The 16,300-nt window shown below is 50.5% G+C and carries 15 protein-coding genes; 11 read left to right on the plus strand and 4 right to left on the minus strand.

The window, feature by feature from the left end; all coding sequences use genetic code 11:
• Positions 1-11 precede the first annotated feature (11 nt).
• A complete protein-coding gene (trhA, locus tag GCE9029_RS24065; RefSeq protein ID WP_062667693.1) occupies positions 12-659 on the minus strand; it encodes a PAQR family membrane homeostasis protein TrhA in 648 nt (215 codons plus the stop codon).
• Positions 660-741: 82 nt separating this feature from the next.
• Positions 742-1,530: a sporulation protein gene (locus GCE9029_RS24070; protein ID WP_062667694.1), complete on the minus strand. Its 789-nt coding sequence runs from the start codon at positions 1,528-1,530 to the stop codon at positions 742-744.
• 161 nt (positions 1,531-1,691) lie between these two features.
• On the opposite strand from GCE9029_RS24070, the gene GCE9029_RS24075 reads away from it, so the two are divergent.
• The 6 genes from GCE9029_RS24075 to GCE9029_RS24100 all read left to right on the plus strand — a co-directional run bounded on the left by GCE9029_RS24075 (position 1,692) and on the right by GCE9029_RS24100 (position 6,930).
• A complete protein-coding gene (locus tag GCE9029_RS24075; protein ID WP_062667766.1) occupies positions 1,692-2,717 on the plus strand; it encodes a GGDEF domain-containing protein in 1,026 nt (341 codons plus the stop codon).
• 226 nt (positions 2,718-2,943) lie between these two features.
• Positions 2,944-3,123, plus strand: a complete 180-nt coding sequence (locus GCE9029_RS24080; RefSeq protein ID WP_062667695.1) for a hypothetical protein — start codon at positions 2,944-2,946, stop codon at positions 3,121-3,123.
• A gap of 103 nt (positions 3,124-3,226) precedes the next feature.
• The gene (locus GCE9029_RS24085) at positions 3,227-3,493 is read left to right on the plus strand and encodes a YihD family protein (protein ID WP_062667696.1); all 267 of its coding nucleotides are present in this window, start codon (positions 3,227-3,229) and stop codon (positions 3,491-3,493) included.
• A 280-nt stretch (positions 3,494-3,773) separates the two neighbouring features.
• Entirely contained in the window at positions 3,774-5,201 is a 1,428-nt protein-coding gene (ccoG, locus tag GCE9029_RS24090; RefSeq protein ID WP_062667698.1) for a cytochrome c oxidase accessory protein CcoG, read from the plus strand.
• Between the two features lie 104 nt (positions 5,202-5,305).
• Positions 5,306-6,292 carry a serine/threonine protein kinase gene (locus GCE9029_RS24095; RefSeq protein WP_062667701.1) on the plus strand — a complete coding sequence of 329 codons (987 nt, stop codon included), beginning with the start codon at positions 5,306-5,308 and terminating at the stop codon, positions 6,290-6,292.
• A gap of 35 nt (positions 6,293-6,327) precedes the next feature.
• A complete protein-coding gene (locus GCE9029_RS24100) occupies positions 6,328-6,930 on the plus strand; it encodes a thiol:disulfide interchange protein DsbA/DsbL (protein WP_002540835.1) in 603 nt (200 codons plus the stop codon).
• 55 nt (positions 6,931-6,985) lie between these two features.
• On the opposite strand, the gene yihG is transcribed toward GCE9029_RS24100, so the two are convergent.
• Positions 6,986-7,909 (minus strand): 1-acylglycerol-3-phosphate O-acyltransferase, YihG family, encoded by a 924-nt coding sequence (gene yihG, locus GCE9029_RS24105; RefSeq protein ID WP_497463374.1) that lies wholly within the window; start codon positions 7,907-7,909, stop codon positions 6,986-6,988.
• A gap of 110 nt (positions 7,910-8,019) precedes the next feature.
• A complete protein-coding gene (locus GCE9029_RS24110) occupies positions 8,020-9,546 on the minus strand; it encodes a YifB family Mg chelatase-like AAA ATPase (RefSeq protein WP_062667703.1) in 1,527 nt (508 codons plus the stop codon).
• Between the two features lie 456 nt (positions 9,547-10,002).
• Here GCE9029_RS24110 and ilvG point away from each other — a divergent pair, with 456 nt between their 5' ends.
• The 5 genes from ilvG to ilvA are packed head-to-tail and all read left to right on the plus strand — an operon-like array spanning position 10,003 to position 16,281.
• On the plus strand, positions 10,003-11,649 hold the full coding sequence (gene ilvG, locus GCE9029_RS24115; protein ID WP_062667704.1) for an acetolactate synthase 2 catalytic subunit: 1,647 nt from the start codon (positions 10,003-10,005) through the stop codon (positions 11,647-11,649).
• Positions 11,646-11,894, plus strand: a complete 249-nt coding sequence (gene ilvM, locus GCE9029_RS24120; RefSeq protein WP_046307966.1) for an acetolactate synthase 2 small subunit — start codon at positions 11,646-11,648, stop codon at positions 11,892-11,894. The genes ilvG and ilvM overlap by 4 nt, the downstream gene beginning before the upstream one ends.
• A 22-nt stretch (positions 11,895-11,916) precedes the next feature.
• Entirely contained in the window at positions 11,917-12,852 is a 936-nt protein-coding gene (gene ilvE, locus GCE9029_RS24125; protein WP_062667705.1) for a branched-chain-amino-acid transaminase, read from the plus strand.
• A gap of 22 nt (positions 12,853-12,874) precedes the next feature.
• Positions 12,875-14,716, plus strand: a complete 1,842-nt coding sequence (ilvD, locus tag GCE9029_RS24130; protein ID WP_062667706.1) for a dihydroxy-acid dehydratase — start codon at positions 12,875-12,877, stop codon at positions 14,714-14,716.
• A gap of 2 nt (positions 14,717-14,718) precedes the next feature.
• A complete protein-coding gene (gene ilvA, locus GCE9029_RS24135; RefSeq protein WP_062667709.1) occupies positions 14,719-16,281 on the plus strand; it encodes a threonine ammonia-lyase, biosynthetic in 1,563 nt (520 codons plus the stop codon).
• The last annotated feature ends 19 nt before the right edge of the window (positions 16,282-16,300 follow it).

Genomic DNA, 16,300 nt, shown 5'->3' on the forward strand with positions numbered 1-16,300 from the left:
CGCCAGCCAAATCACACAGGTTGTACGTACCAGTAAATAGCGAGGAAGTGCAGTACCGTGCCGCCCAGCACAAACAGGTGCCAGATAGCATGATTGTAGGGAATGCTTTGTTTCACGTAGAAAATCACGCCCAGCGAATACACCAAACCACCCAAGCCCAACAATACCATACCGGCTGTCGGCATCACCTGCGCCAGCTGATAAACCACCACCAAGGACAACCACCCCATCGCCAGATAGGTCGCCAGTGACAGAGATTTAAACCGGTAAACAAAGGCAATTTTCAGAATCACCCCGACCAGCGCAATCCCCCAAATCAACGCCATCACCCAGTTTGCCAGCGGCGTTCTGAGGCTTATCAGCATAAACGGGGTATAGGTACCCGCGATGAGAAGATAAATGGCGCAGTGATCGAAGGTTTTGAGAGCGCGTTTCGCGCCAGCAAACGGGATAGCATGGTAAAGGGTGGATGCCAGATAAAGCAGGATGATACTACCACCATACACGCTGTAGCTGGCAATACTGAGCGCATCGGCATGTTCACCAATGGCTTTCACCAAAAGCATCACTAAAGCCACGATGCCAAAAATCACACCCAGGCCATGGCTAACACTGCTGGCTATCTCTTCTTTTACCGAATATGGAGCCGCTGTTGTCATGCGACAGTATCCTTATTGATAACGCATTTGATGAGTTCAGCGGCGAGTATGACACATTTAAGCGTACACGTGTAAGCTTAAATTATTGCGAGATTTGAGCCAGCAATGTTTTGACTTCAGATGCCACTTCTTCTGGCCCGCCTGACAGGGTCAATTCACGTGAAAGCTTGTTAGCGCCTACAAAGCGACCCACTGCCGCCCCAATACCTTCACCCTGTCGGCCAAAAATCATCGCAAGGTGAAGCCCATCTTCCGGTCTGGTTGCCACCAGCGTCATTTCCCTGAACACAGATTGGGAAGGCTCTGAAACCGGTGCCCATTCAAACCGCTGTTCAAACGGCATTGACTGACGCTCTACCTCTTCGTTTTTCACCTTTTCGATGCGAAAGCCTGATTTCTCAAACGCGGTGAAAGCCGCATCCAGTTGGTTATCCGGTTTCACCGTCAACTCGGTTTTCGATGAGGTGTCTTTACCCATCGGAATATCGAGGTTCACTTCAAGCCAAATCTTGCCATCACCCATCGACAAGGGAGTATTCAGTGGAAGGGTCATTGCTGATTCAAAATGCGTAGATTTACCTGGTTCAGTGGTAAACGCATCCGGGAGAGCCCATTTAGCCAAAACATAAGATTTGCGACGACGTTGCTTCTTTCTACCTTGTTCGCCTTGAGCTCTTAGCTCTTCCCATCCCATGTAGTCGCAGCAAACCGACAGTTCAATCGCATCGACTGGTTGGCCAACATCACCGCCAGTGACGGTCACCAGCACCTTGGTTTGTTCGCCCTGTATCAAGGTTGTGGAGTCCAGTTCGACGCTGACTTCTGCGCTTCCAAATCCCACTTTAGCCAACGTTTTTTTCAACCATCCCATGTTTTTCAGTCCTTCTCGGTTTTGCGTATAGGCTGCTCTCGGATTTTAGACACAAAACAATTCCTATGCTGTCACAGCAACGCGCCAAATTCAGTCTAAGCTTAAAAGACTGGTAATCGATGGCGTTTTTGCCTCGAAAAATTACGGAGAATAAGCCAGCCATGTCAAAAGAGATTTTTGCGCTAAGCTCTGGATATTTGAAGAAAGTTGTTCCCCTTCTGATGAAGTACCAGGTTCCCGCGACGCCACCTAATTACGCCCTCTGGTACACCTATGTGGCCAACGCTGATAACGAACTCTCAAAAAAAATAGATGAATCTATCAAAGAGACAGGCACGTTAAGCCCAACACTCAGCGAAGAGCTATACAACACACATGTTGCTGACGAGAAGGTCAAAGACGTCGATGAATTCCAACGCGGGCTCCAAGCCTTGGCATTGGAGATGGGTAACACCATGGAAGATACCCTCAAAGACACCGCCACTTTCCAAAACACGCTGGATAAAACATTTTCCCAGCTTGCACGGGTCGGGGAAGAAGCTTTGTCGATGGAAGAAACCGTTGCGGTGGTCAGAAAAGCCGTAAAAGGCTCCAATGAACTCCGCCAATCCACCAACTTCTTCAAAAGCCAGTTAGCCGATGCGCAAAAAGAAATATCCCGACTGAAAGAAACACTTCAGCAGGCTAATGATGATGCTTTGCACGATGCACTGACCGGCATCTATAACCGCCGCGCCTTTGATACAGAGCTGGAAACATTGGCAGCCAAACCACCGCCGAAAGGTTTCAGTCTGTTGCTGTGCGATTTGGACCACTTCAAGAGTTTCAATGACACCTATGGTCACTTGATGGGCGATCAGGTATTGAAGCTCACTGCCAAGCGGTTGTCCGACTATTGTCGTGATGGCATCAACGCTTACCGTTATGGTGGGGAAGAGTTCGCTCTACTGGTGCCAAATCGCGCGCTAAGCGGCGGCTGTAGAGTCGCGGAAACCATCCGCGCTACCATCGACAAGCTGGCAATCAAGGACAAGAAAACCGGCAAGAAGCTTGATAACATCTCGGTCTCGATAGGCGTAGCGGAATATGAAAAGGGCGAAAGTATCCGTAACCTCATCAGTCGTGCCGACGCCCAATTATACGAGGCCAAAAACTTGGGTAGAAATCGTGTCATGCCCGTGACATAAGGGCGAGACACTCACTGTAAAGGCGGGTTTACTCCGCCTTTTTTTCTGCGCGAATTATTTTTATCACTGCTGCTTTTTTCGGCAATTTTTTCCTGTTATTATCCGCCCGATTTCGCAATTCGCGAACCCCAGAGTGAGCACGCAGTAAGGCTAGCAGCCATTGGAATTCCTGACGTCACTCTGTAAGAGAACCCCGTCATGGATGCGCAACCAATGAGAACCTTAAATGCGCCCTGTTACTGTTCGACCTGTACGTGTTACCCGCACTCCATCACGCATGCGTGCACATTTTTTTGCGCCAGTATTCAAAAGCAAAACCAACACGAATCTGAATGGCACTCCAGACCTGACTCTGGTGCGTCCAACACCTGTCGTGGTTGAAATGCCAGAAGGTGAAGCGGCTTAATTGACCCTTGCTGTGATTGGTCTGCCCGCCTGAATCTGGTACTGTAAGCAGATAAGTCACATAAAAAGTAAGGCCAAAATTCGGCCAGTTGGAGTCTTCAAAAATGAAATGTCATCGCGTTAATGAACTTATCGAACTGCTTCATCCTGAGTGGCAGAAAGAGCCTGAACTGAACCTGCTTCAAATGATCAGTAAATTGGCAGAAGAAGCTGGATACGAGGGTAAGCTGGAAGATCTGACCGATGACGTGCTGATTTATCATCTGAAAATGCGTAACAGCCAAAAAGGTGAAATGATCCCAGGCTTGGCAAAAGACTGCGAAAACGACTTCAAAACCGCTATTTTGCGCGCGCGTGGCATTATCAGCTAAGAGTGCGCAATAAACCGGACATAAAAGCGAAGCTACAGGCTTCGCTTTTTTATATTCAAAACAAAAGGCTGTTACACGTTAGTGGTGTGATTGTCCGGTTATTTTCCCACCATACGCACAGAATTCCTCTTTCCTCCTCAGATATAATCTGGCGACTATCATTTAAGTTAGTGATAGATAGCTATCAAAGTGTTGAGTGTTAATCGATGAAAGACACTGACAACGTATCAGTGTCAGCAATGTTCGGGTAATCCCGATTGACCCAAGGAATGCAGGTGTCATGAGCAAGGATAAAATTGACGTCAAAGACGTTACCCCCAAAGAGTTCAATCCTAAAACCCATAAAAACAGTGGCGATCGTTTCAACCCAGGCAACCGTATCTATGTGCGGGCGATGACTGGGGTATTCCAGAAGCTTCGCCAGAAAATGGGCTGGTTCTTTATGCTGTTGTTCGTGTTGACCCCATGGATCCCATATGGCGACCGCCAGGCGATCCTGATTGATATCGGCAAGCAACAGTTCAACTTCTTCGGCACCACCCTTTGGCCTCAGGACCTGACCCTGCTCGCCACACTGTTTATGATTGCCGCCTTTGGCCTTTTCTTTATCACTACCTTTTTAGGGCGGGTCTGGTGTGGGTATCTCTGTCCACAAACGGTATGGACCTTTATCTACATCTGGTTTGAGGAAAAGCTTGAAGGTACGGCCAACAAGCGGAAGAAGCAGGACTCGCTGCCAATCACGAAAGAGTTATTCCTACGAAAAACAGCCAAACATATATGCTGGTTTGCCGTTGCACTCCTCACCGGCCTCACATTTGTTGGCTACTTCGTACCTGTCAAAGAGCTCTTTATCGATTTCTTTACCTTCAGCAGCAGTTTCTGGGTCGCCTTCTGGGTGCTGTTTTTCAGTGTCTGTACTTACGGAAACGCAGGTTGGATGCGCTCAATCATGTGTATTCACATGTGTCCTTATGCACGCTTCCAATCCGCTATGTTCGACAAAGACACCTTCATCGTGGGTTACGACACCCAGCGCGGTGAAAAGCGCGGTCCACGTTCGCGCAAAGTCGATCCGAAAGAGAAAGGATTGGGCGATTGCATCGACTGTAACCTGTGTGTTCAGGTGTGTCCGACAGGTATCGATATCCGTGATGGCCTGCAATATGAGTGCATCAACTGTGGTGCCTGTATTGATGCCTGTGACGAGACCATGAGCAAAATGAACTACGCCAAAGGCCTCATCAGCTACACCACGGAGCACAAACTCGAAGGTCATAAAGTCGATATCGTCAGACCTAAGCTGATTGGCTATGGGATTGTGATGGTAGCCATGCTGGCACTGTTTGTGATGCTCTTCTCTGCCGTGCAACCAATGGGACTAGACGTTATCCGTGACCGCACACAGCTATTTAAGACCAATAGCGACGGCCTGATTGAAAATACCTACACCCTGAAAATACTCAACAAGACTCAATCACCGGAAACCTACTCAATCACCGTGAAAGGGCTTGACGGGGTGGAATGGTATGGCAAGCAGGAAGTGACCCTGACCGCCGGTGAGATCTTCACCCTACCAATCAGCCTGGGGGTTGACCCTTATGAGCTGAGCGCGCCAGTGGCCAATATCACCTTCGTATTGGAACGCCAATCGGGGGACGATAAGAAGACCATAGAAACAGAAAGCCGCTTTATCAGTAAGATGTAGCGCACTTCTCCGAAAAAACGGACGCCAGCTGAGCGTCCGTTTTTTATCTTCGACAGCAAACTCTGCTACCATCACAACCCACACACCTTAACCTAGCCAACCCTATGAGCGACGCCCAATTTAGCTATGAACATCTCACGCCAGACACCTTACTCAATGCATTGGAGTCGGTTGGCATTCGCCCGGAATCAGGCCTTCTGGCATTGAACAGCTACGAAAACCGGGTCTATCAGTTTCAGGACGAAGAACGCCGTCGATTGGTGACCAAGTTTTACCGACCACAGCGCTGGAGCCGAGAGCAAATCCTCGAAGAGCACGCCTTTGCCGATGATCTCGAGCAGGCTGAAATTCCAGTCGCCGCACCAATGAAAATCGACGGAGAAACTCTGTTCAACTTCGAAGGCTACCAGTTTGCGGTTTTCCCAAGTGTCGGTGGCCGAACGTTCGAAGTGGACAACTGGGACCAGCTTGAAATGGTGGGCCGCTTTTTAGGTCGTATCCACAAAGTCGGCGCCAGTAAGCCCTTTGTGCACCGTCCGACCATTGGTCTGGATGAATACCTCTTCGCGCCGCGTAAAGCGCTGGAAAATTCAAGCTTCATCCCAATACATCTCGAAAATGCCTTTTTTGCTGATCTTGACCGTCTAATCAGCGTATTAAAGGAGCGCTGGAACCCCAATATGAACACCCTGCGTTTGCACGGTGACTGTCACCCCAGCAACATTCTCTGGCGCGATGGCCCTATGTTTGTGGACTTGGATGATGCAAGGAACGGCCCTGCCATTCAGGATATCTGGATGCTGCTCAACGGTGACCGACACGACCAGCTCGCTCAGCTGGATACGATTTCCGAGGCATATTCAGAATTTCACGATTTTCCCGCCAATGAGTTGCAACTAATTGAACCATTACGCGGTCTGAGAATGGTGCATTACATGGCATGGCTGGCAAAACGCTGGGAAGATCCGGCATTTCCGCGTGCATTCCCATGGTTTGCTGAGGCAAAATACTGGGAAAATCAGGTACTCGCCTTTAAAGAACAATTGGCCGCCCTTGAAGAACCACCGCTCACACTGGCTCCTCAATGGTAAGCAGCCATGAATAACACTCAGGGAGAAAAGACGTTATGTTGAAAAAAATGTTGGCTGTAGCTGCAGCGGCAATGTTGGCTTTTTCGGCGCAGGCAGCGCGCTTCAACGCAGGGGAAGACTATCAGGTACTCGACCTGCCAAAGAGCGACACACCGAGTGTGGTTGAGTTTTTCTCGTTCTATTGCCCACACTGCTTTAAAAGCGAACCGCTGATGCAAGAGCTGAAGAAGAACATTCCAGATAATGCTAACTTCACCAAGAACCATGTGTCATTCATGGGTGGTAATATGGGTAAAGCTCTGAGCAAAGCCTATGCAACCGCAGTGATGCTGGATGTAGAAGACAAGATGGTGCCGGTGATTTTTAACCGTATTCACCTGATGCAAAAGCCACCACGCAATGAAGAAGAACTGCGCCAGATGTTTATCGATGAAGGTGTAGACGCTGAGAAGTTTGACGGCACTTTCAACAGCTTTGCAGCAAATGGTATGGCAAACCGCTTCGATAAAGCCTTCCAGGACTCTGGTCTTCGTGGCGTGCCTGCACTGATTGTGAACGGCAAATACCACGTGACACCAAAAACCGTGAAGACCAAAGAAGATTACTTCGCACTGGTTAACTTCCTGCTGACCCAGTAAGAGAACCAAACAGCATGAAAAAAGGGCCATCAGGCCCTTTTTTGTTATCTGTGATTTAAACCGCCGTTTTCTCTCGCTCGACGATATCCACGTCTGGCTGCGTGTGGCCATAAATACCATCCAGCCTGCTGTCTTTAGCTTCCCAAACGTCATTAAGCCACTGATGGAAACGGCGCTTGAACACTTTGTCGTTGAAGTAATCGCCTTTGACATTTTCATCAACGGGCAGTGTGTCGATGCGCACCACAATCTTTTTCATCTTCCCGCTGAGCAGATCTCTAAAGGGCAAATGGCGGTTATCCGGATACGCCACTGTCACATTGATAATGGCATCAAACTGATCGCCCATTGCACCCAAGGTGTAAGCAATGCCACCAGTTTTAGGAGGTAGCAGGTTGTTATACGGCGATCGCGTCTGCTGCTTTTTTTCATCGGTGAAGCGGGTGCCTTCAACAAAATTGACCACAGTGGTAGGGGTGTGGCGAAAGCGCTCGCAAGATTTTCGTGTAGTGTCCAGATCGCTGCCACGCTTCTCTGGATGTTTTAACAGGTACTGGCGCGAATAGCGTTTCATGAATGGCATATCCACTGCCCAACAAGCCATGCCAAGAAACGGGACGTATAAAAGTTGCTGCTTTAAGAAGAACTTCGCCATCGGAATACGGTTTCGGAATACCGAAAAAATCACAACGATGTCAGTCCAACTGAGGTGGTTACAGATAAGCAGATACCAACCGTCTTTTCTCAGATTCTCACCACCCTGAATATCCCATTCCACATCGGAGGTCAGGTTCAGAAGCTTCTGGTTTACCGTTGCCCATGCCCACATCATCCCATTGCAAAGGCGTGTAACCCCTCTTTGCAAAACCGGAATGGGTAACAACATTTTGATCAGGGCAAAACAGCAGATCAGCACTGACCAAAACGCAGTATTCAAGCAGACCAGAAATGAGTTCAGATAAAGTAACAATGTCTCAATCTCGCGGTATATTCACTGAGTTGTCATCCAAAGGTCATAATACGACGCAGAAATAAAAAACACCATTCAGTTACAAGTGGTCACATCAGTCTGCGCTTACCTTGAACACACTAACTTGCCAGTGCCGTCAGCTGTTTAAGAAGCCTGTCCATCGAACGGTAACCCAATGCTTCAGCCAAATGCCCCCTTTGAATATTCGCCTCACCAGACAAATCCGCAATGGTACGTGCCACTTTGATAATCCGGTGATATGCGCGGATAGAAAGTCCCAGCCGATGCAACGCCGTTTCCAGAAAGTCCGCATCCGCTTTATCTAGCGGGCAATAAGTTTCAATCTCCCGACTCGACAGTAGGCTGTTCACCTTGCCCGACCGTGCGAGCATCACAGCTCTTGCCCTTTCTACCCGCGCTTTAATCACTTCCGTCGGCTCGCCGCGATCACCACCTTCAGTTAACGTACCTCGAGGCAAAGCTGGGATTTCAATCGAGAGGTCAAACCTATCCAGGAAAGGACCTGATAAGCGGTTGAGATAACGAAGCGTCGCCTGTGGATTGGATCGCGCCAACTGGCCTTCATAGTGTCCGGTCGGACTGGGGTTAAGTGCGCCGATAAGCTGGAATCGGGCTGGAAAGCAGGTTTTACCGTTGGCGCGGGAAATCACGACTTCACCGGATTCAAGAGGTTCACGCAAAGAATCCAATACTTTTCGTTCGAACTCGGGCATCTCATCAAGAAAGAGCAAGCCGTTGTGTGCCAGAGAGATCTCGCCCGGTTTTGGTGTACTGCCACCACCCACCAATGCTGCCATTGAGCTGGAGTGGTGGGGCGTGCGAAAAGGCCGTTTGCGCCAGTTACCTTCGTGAAGTGGTTTTTCCGTCAGGGAAGTGATCGCCGCGGTTTCGAGCGCTTCTTTGTCACTCATTGGCGGTAACAGATCAGCCATACGTGATGCCAGCATGGTTTTTCCGGTTCCAGGCGGGCCAAGAAAAAGTAAATTGTGCGAACCTGCAGCTGCAATCTCCAGCGCCCGTTTTCCCTGCTGCTGGCCGATAATGTCCTGCATACAACGCCCAGCGGTATTTGGCGTTACTTCGTCATCTTCAGGCTCTTTCAGGATCAGGCTGCCCTGTCCGCTTAAGTGACGGCAAACGGAAATCAGATCCGGCGCAGACACATGAATATCCCGACCCACCAGCGCCACCTGACCACCATTTTCATCTGGCACCACCAAACTTCTCTTCGCTTCTCGGCATGCAACGGCAGCAGGCAAAGTGCCTTTTACTGCGCGTAGCTGGCCGGAAAGAGCCAGCTCTCCCGCAAATTCATGGCTCTCGAGCTTGTTCATTGGAATTTGCCCAGAAGCCGCCAAAATACCGAGAGCGATGGGTAAATCAAAGCGCCCCCCTTCTTTGGGTAAATCCGCAGGGGCGAGGTTAACCGTGATGCGTCTTGCCGGAAACTCAAAGCCCGAATTCACAATGGCGCTTCGCACCCTGTCGCGGGCTTCCTTGACCGTGGTTTCGGCAAGGCCGACCAAACCAAAAGCTGGTAATCCATTGCTGATATGGACTTCGACGGTCACCTGTGGCGCTTCGACGCCAACACAGGCGCGACTTTGAATAATGGCAAGATTCATAGGATATAATCAGTAACTATTTAACTATCAATAGGTTATTTGCATAAACTATTAGTATTACTGCATTACGAAGCGGAAATTGGAAATTCCGGCCACTTTTTGCTTGTCATGCGACAGAAGTCTGTGATACCACTATGAGCAGACAACATCTGTGCAAACAAACGTTGACATAAACATACAGCGCCGACACAAACGGTGCTTGAAGAGACAAAATGAATCATCTATCTCGCGCCCTAGTCATTATTATTTCAATTATCGTGGTGGTACTACCGCGAGGGGCAGCGACGGCTAGAACATAGCAAACAAACATCGCAACAGCCCCCGCATCGAAAGGTCCGGGGGCTTTTTTCACATTTGGACGTGCGGTTGCAAGACGCAAAAAGGAAAACGCGGTATGGGACCATCTCAGGAAGCAGAGCAAATAACCTCCCTCACAGGATTTTACGGGAGGCCACAATGACAGGTGCACAACTGGTAGTTGAAGCCTTACGAAAACAAGGCGTAACAACACTCTTTGGTTATCCGGGCGGTGCGATCATGCCCGTATATGATGCCCTTTATGACGGCGGCGTTGATCACGTCCTTTGCCGTCACGAGCAAGGCGCAGCCATGGCCGCTATCGGTTATGCGAGATCAACGGGTGGTGTTGGTGTGTGTCTTGCTACGTCTGGCCCTGGTGCGACCAACCTTATCACGGGTCTCGCGGATGCCATGATGGACTCAGTGCCCATCGTCGCTATCACAGGTCAGGTTGCCAGCCCACTTATCGGCACCGATGCCTTTCAGGAAGTTGATGTTCTCGGTCTTTCCCTTGCCTGCACCAAACACAGTTTTCTGGTGACCGATACATCTAAACTCGCTTCCACACTGGCAGAAGCTTTTGTGGTTGCTAAAGAAGGGCGCCCAGGCCCCGTGCTGGTAGATATCGCCAAAGACGTGCAGCTTGCCCAAATCGAAGAGGCATTTTCGGCTATCGTGCATCAGCCAGCGTCGCCTCAAGTATCTGAAGCCTCGCTGCAAGAAGCCAATGCTCTGATCGCAGAAGCCAAGCAACCAATGGTGTATGTCGGTGGCGGCGTACAGCTGGCCCATGCGACAGACACCCTTCGTCAGTTTTTGAATCACAGTCAAATCCCAGCCACCAGCACCTTGAAAGGGCTTGGCTCGGTCGACAAAGATTATCCCTACTATCTCGGCATGCTCGGTATGCATGGCACCAAAGCGGCTAACCTCGCAGTGCAGAAGTCTGATTTATTGATTGCCATTGGTGCGCGCTTTGACGATCGCGTTACTGGCAAGCTGGATACCTTCGCGCCTAACGCTAAAGTCGTTCACATTGATATCGACGCCGCTGAATTCGACAAACTGCGCCGCGCCAATGTAGCACTTCGCGGTGAGCTAAATACCGTGTTGCCGCAGTTGGGCGAGCCATCAGATATCCAAGCATGGCAAGACAGCGTGCTGACCATGAAAAAGGACTTCGGCTGGCGTTATGACCACCCGGGCGATCCAATTTTTGCGCCCCTGCTCCTTAAACAGCTTTCTGACATGATGCCGGACTCCACCGTCGTCGCCACCGATGTTGGCCAACACCAAATGTGGGTGGCGCAGCACGTTGAGCCACGTCGCCCGGAAAACCTGTTAACCTCCGCAGGTCTTGGCACCATGGGCTTTGGTTTACCTGCTGCTATGGGCGCCAAAATGGCCCGTCCTGATGATGAAGTTGTATTAGTTTCTGGAGATGGTTCATTTATGATGAACATTCAGGAGCTTGGTACCCTGAAACGCCGTAATATTCCGGTTAAGATGGTGCTGCTGGATAATCAGCGATTAGGTATGGTGCGTCAATGGCAACAGCTTTTCTTTGAAGAGCGCTACAGCGAAACCAACTTATCGGATAACCCTGACTTCGTCACACTGGCTTCAGCCTTTAATATCCCAGGGAAGACCATTACCCGTAAAGACGAAGTCATCCCTGCTCTGCAGGAGTTACTGGCAAGTGACAAAGCCTACCTGCTGCATGTTGCTATCTCAGAGGAAGAGAATGTATGGCCACTGGTTCCACCCGGTGCCGCTAACCAGGATATGTTGGAGCGCACATGAGCCAATCACACACCCTGTTAATCAATGCAGACGACCAACCAGAATTGCTGGAACGTCTGCTGCGCATTGTCCGTCACCGTGGATTCCGCCTGACGAGCCTAGATATGCATCATACCGATGACACCAATGCGGTTGAAATTACCCTGCAAGTGAAGAGCGATCGTCCTATCGCCAATCTTCAGAGCCAGTTAGACAAATTATGGGATGTCTCACGCGTACGTCTGCTCCCGCTAGAACAACAGTAATGCGTTATAAGGATTAATAAGAATGGCAAACACAGCGGATTATATCTGGTCAAACGGCGAACTGATTCCATGGCAAGACGCCACGGTTCACGTACTGACCCACGCCATGCATTATGGCACTTCGGTTTTTGAAGGGATTCGTTGCTACGACACCCCGAATGGCCCGGTCGTCTTCCGTCATCGCGAACACATGCAACGTCTGAAAGACAGCGCAAAAATCTACCGCTTCCCTATCCCGTACTCAGTCGAGGAACTGATGGAAGCGTGCCGCGAAACACTGCGCGCCAATAACCTGAATTCTGCGTACATCCGTCCACTGGGTTTTGTTGGTAACGTTGGTCTGGGCGTTTGTCCGCCGCCAGACACCAAAATGGACCTTATCATTGCTGCCTTCAGCTGGGGCACTTACCTCGGCGAAGATGCCCTGGCAAATGGTGTCGATGCCATGATTTCAAGCTGGAATCGTGCAGCACCAAACACTATCCCAACCGCAGCTAAAGCAGGGGGTAACTACCTGTCGAGTCTGTTAGTCGGTGGCGAAGCCCGTCGTCATGGCTACGCTGAGGGTATCGCCTTGAGTGTGGATGGTTATCTGTCAGAAGGTGCCGGTGAGAACCTGTTCGTGATAAAAAATGGCGTGATTTCAACACCTCCTGCGACCAGCGCAATCCTTCCGGGCATCACCCGCGACTCCATCATGACCATCGCCAAAGACATGGGTTATGAAGTGCGTGAAGAGAACATCGCGCGTGAAGCACTCTATCTGGCAGATGAAGTCTTCATGACGGGTACAGCGGCGGAAATCGTACCGGTTCGCAGTGTTGACCAAATTACTGTGGGTGAAGGCAAACGCGGCCCAGTCACAGAGAAAGTACAAACCGCCTTCTTTGGCCTATTCAACGGTCAAACAGAAGACAAATGGGGATGGCTGGATCCGGTCTCTCCGGACGCCAAATAAGTAGTTTTAGAGGAATAAGGAAATGCCTAAGTATCGTTCAGCCACCACCACCCACGGCCGCAATATGGCCGGTGCCCGCGCCCTTTGGCGTGCAACCGGCGTAAAAGATGAGGATTTTGGTAAGCCTATCATCGCTGTGGTGAACTCTTTCACACAGTTTGTACCAGGTCACGTGCACCTGAAAGATCTCGGCCAGCTTGTGGCAAAAGAAATCGAAGCCGCTGGTGGCATCGCCAAAGAATTTAACACCATCGCCGTCGATGACGGTATTGCCATGGGTCACGGTGGTATGCTTTACAGCCTGCCATCACGTGAAATCATCGCAGACTCTGTGGAGTACATGGTGAACGCGCACTGTGCCGACGCCATGGTATGTATCTCCAACTGTGACAAGATCACCCCGGGAATGCTGATGGCGGCAATGCGCTTGAATGTCCCAGCGATCTTTGTCTCTGGTGGTCCAATGGAAGCAGGTAAAACCAAGCTTTCCGATCAGATCCTGAAACTGGATCTGGTAGATGCCATGATCCAGGGTGCCGATCCAAACGTGTCCGACGAGCAAAGCGAGCAGATCGAACGTTCAGCGTGTCCTACCTGTGGCTCTTGCTCCGGCATGTTCACCGCCAACTCCATGAACTGTCTAACCGAAGCGCTGGGCCTCAGCCAGCCGGGTAACGGTTCTATGCTGGCAACCCATGCCGACCGTGAGCAACTGTTCATCACCGCAGGTCAGCGCATTGTTGAATTGACCAAGCGTTACTATGAGCAAGATGACGAGTCCGCTCTGCCTCGCAACATTGCCAGCAAAACTGCGCTGGAAAATGCCATGGCACTGGATATAGCCATGGGTGGCTCGACCAACACCATTCTTCACCTGCTTGCAGCCGCACAGGAAGGTGAAATCGATTTCGACATGTCAGACATCGACCGTCTGTCCCGTCAGGTGCCGCACCTTTGTAAGGTGGCCCCTTCCACCCAGAAATACCATATGGAAGACGTTCACCGCGCGGGTGGCGTAATGGGTATCCTGGGAGAACTTGATCGCGCTGGCCTTCTGAAAACTGATGTACCAAACGTGTTGGGTGAAACCCTGGCAGATACGCTGTCGAAATACGACATTGCGGTAACAGACAATGAAGATGTGAAAACCTTCTACCGCGCTGGCCCAGCAGGCATTCGTACTACCAAAGCCTTCTCTCAGGATTGCCGTTGGGACACACTCGATGACGATCGCACAGAAGGCTGTATCCGTACCAAAGAAAATGCTTATAGCCAGGACGGCGGTCTTGCTGTACTGAGCGGTAACATTGCTATCGACGGCTGTATCGTGAAAACCGCCGGTGTGGCAGAGGAAAACCTCACCTTCCGTGGTCCTGCCCATGTATTTGAAAGCCAGGAAGATGCGGTCAACGGCATTCTTGGCGGCGCAGTGAAAGCCGGTGAAGTGGTAGTTATCCGCTATGAAGGTCCAAAAGGTGGTCCAGGTATGCAAGAAATGCTGTACCCAACCACATACCTTAAATCTATGGGACTTGGTAAAGAGTGTGCTCTGATCACTGATGGCCGCTTCTCCGGCGGTACCAGTGGTCTGTCAATTGGTCATATATCTCCAGAGGCAGCAAATGGCGGCACCATCGGCTTGGTCAAGCAAGGTGATATCATCGCCATAGACATTCCAAACCGCTCAATCGTGCTGGAAGTTGATGATGCGGAGCTCTCTGCCCGTCGCACCGAGCAAGATGCGAAAGGCTGGAAGCCTGAGTCCCGAGTACGTGAAGTGTCATTTGCACTGAAAGCGTATGCCAGCATGGCAACCAGTGCCGATAAAGGTGCTGTGCGCGATAAAAGCAAGCTGGAGGGGTAATCATGAGTCAGGCACGCCAACAACACAGTGACCCTGCACCGCTTAGTAATGCCGATTACCTGCGTGATATCTTGCGCGCACCTGTGTATGAGGCAGCGATTGTCAGCCCGTTGCAGGATATGCCGCGAATTTCGCAGCGTTTGGGCAATACCATCCAGCTGAAGCGTGAAGATCGCCAGCCGGTGCATTCATTCAAGTTGCGCGGCGCCTACAACATGATGTCGCAACTCACTGAAGCTCAGCAAAAAGCCGGTGTTATTGCCGCGTCTGCAGGCAACCATGCGCAGGGCGTTGCAATGTCTGGGCATAAACTGGGCATCAAGGCCACCATCGTTATGCCACGCACAACGCCAGACATCAAAGTGGCGTCTGTGCGCGGTTTTGGCGGCAACGTGGTTTTGCATGGCAATAACTTCGATGAAGCAAAAGCCAGAGCAGTAGAGCTATCGGAAGAACATGGTTACACCTTTGTACCACCTTTTGATCATCCATTGGTGATTGCGGGTCAGGGCACCATGGGCATGGAAATGCTGCAACAGAATGGTCACTTGGAATATATCTTCCTGCCTGTGGGCGGGGGTGGTATTGCAGCAGGCGTGGCAGTCATCGTCAAACAGCTGATGCCACAGGTCAAACTCGTTGCGGTTGAAGCAGAAGATTCGGCCTGCCTGAAAGCTGCACTGGATGCTGGAGAACCAGTGACCCTGGACAATGTCGGCACGTTCGCTGATGGTGTAGCGGTAAAACGCATTGGTGATGAAAGCTTCCGTCTATGCCAGGAACACCTCGATGACATCATCACGGTATCCAGTGATGAAATCTGCGCGGCCGTGAAAGATATTTTCGAAGATACCCGTGCGATTTCAGAGCCTGCTGGCGCTTTATCGCTGGCGGGTCTCAAGAAATACACCGAGCAGCATCAGCTGAAAGGCAAGAAGATGGCAGCCGTGCTTTCAGGTGCGAACACCAATTTCCATAGCCTGAGATATGTCTCTGAGCGCGCTGAGCTGGGCGAGAAGCGCGAAGGCCTGCTCGCTGTTACCATTCCAGAACGCACCGGTGCTTTCCTAGAGTTTTGCAAAATTCTCGGGGGCCGTGCCGTGACCGAGTTTAACTATCGTCATAGCGATGACACATTGGCGAATATCTTCGTAGGTGTGCGTTTGCAAAATGGACAGGAAGAGCTCGATGGCATCATTGCCGATTTGCGTAAAGGTGGATATCCGGTACAGGACTTGTCTGATGATGAAATGGCGAAGGTTCACATCCGCTATATGATTGGCGGACGACCAACCAAAGCGATGAAAGAGCGTCTTTACAGCTTTGAGTTTCCGGAATACCCGGGAGCACTGCTGCGCTTTCTCAACACGCTGGGAACGCACTGGAATATCAGCATCTTCAATTACCGCAATCACGGTTCTGATTATGGTCGCGTGTTGTGTGGTTTTGAACTGGATGACAAAGACATCTTGTCGTTTACCGCCCACTTACGCGAGCTGGGATATGCGTGGAAGGATGAAACTGATAACCCTTCCTACAAGTTTTTCCTGGCTAAATCTCAGTAACCAGGCAATACAAGAAAGA

The organism is Grimontia celer, assembly GCF_900055185.1.
Taxonomy (GTDB): domain Bacteria; phylum Pseudomonadota; class Gammaproteobacteria; order Enterobacterales; family Vibrionaceae; genus Enterovibrio; species Enterovibrio celer.

Coding starts and splice junctions, on each gene's coding strand:
- trhA (WP_062667693.1), bottom strand. CDS start 659: ATGACAACAGCGGCTCCATATTCGGTAAAAGAAGAGATAGCCAGCAGT.
- GCE9029_RS24070 (WP_062667694.1), bottom strand. CDS start 1,530: ATGGGATGGTTGAAAAAAACGTTGGCTAAAGTGGGATTTGGAAGCGCA.
- GCE9029_RS24075 (WP_062667766.1), top strand. CDS start 1,692: ATGTCAAAAGAGATTTTTGCGCTAAGCTCTGGATATTTGAAGAAAGTT.
- GCE9029_RS24080 (WP_062667695.1), top strand. CDS start 2,944: ATGCGCCCTGTTACTGTTCGACCTGTACGTGTTACCCGCACTCCATCA.
- GCE9029_RS24085 (WP_062667696.1), top strand. CDS start 3,227: ATGAAATGTCATCGCGTTAATGAACTTATCGAACTGCTTCATCCTGAG.
- ccoG (WP_062667698.1), top strand. CDS start 3,774: ATGAGCAAGGATAAAATTGACGTCAAAGACGTTACCCCCAAAGAGTTC.
- GCE9029_RS24095 (WP_062667701.1), top strand. CDS start 5,306: ATGAGCGACGCCCAATTTAGCTATGAACATCTCACGCCAGACACCTTA.
- GCE9029_RS24100 (WP_002540835.1), top strand. CDS start 6,328: ATGTTGAAAAAAATGTTGGCTGTAGCTGCAGCGGCAATGTTGGCTTTT.
- GCE9029_RS24110 (WP_062667703.1), bottom strand. CDS start 9,546: ATGAATCTTGCCATTATTCAAAGTCGCGCCTGTGTTGGCGTCGAAGCG.
- ilvG (WP_062667704.1), top strand. CDS start 10,003: ATGACAGGTGCACAACTGGTAGTTGAAGCCTTACGAAAACAAGGCGTA.
- ilvM (WP_046307966.1), top strand. CDS start 11,646: ATGAGCCAATCACACACCCTGTTAATCAATGCAGACGACCAACCAGAA.
- ilvE (WP_062667705.1), top strand. CDS start 11,917: ATGGCAAACACAGCGGATTATATCTGGTCAAACGGCGAACTGATTCCA.
- ilvD (WP_062667706.1), top strand. CDS start 12,875: ATGCCTAAGTATCGTTCAGCCACCACCACCCACGGCCGCAATATGGCC.
- ilvA (WP_062667709.1), top strand. CDS start 14,719: ATGAGTCAGGCACGCCAACAACACAGTGACCCTGCACCGCTTAGTAAT.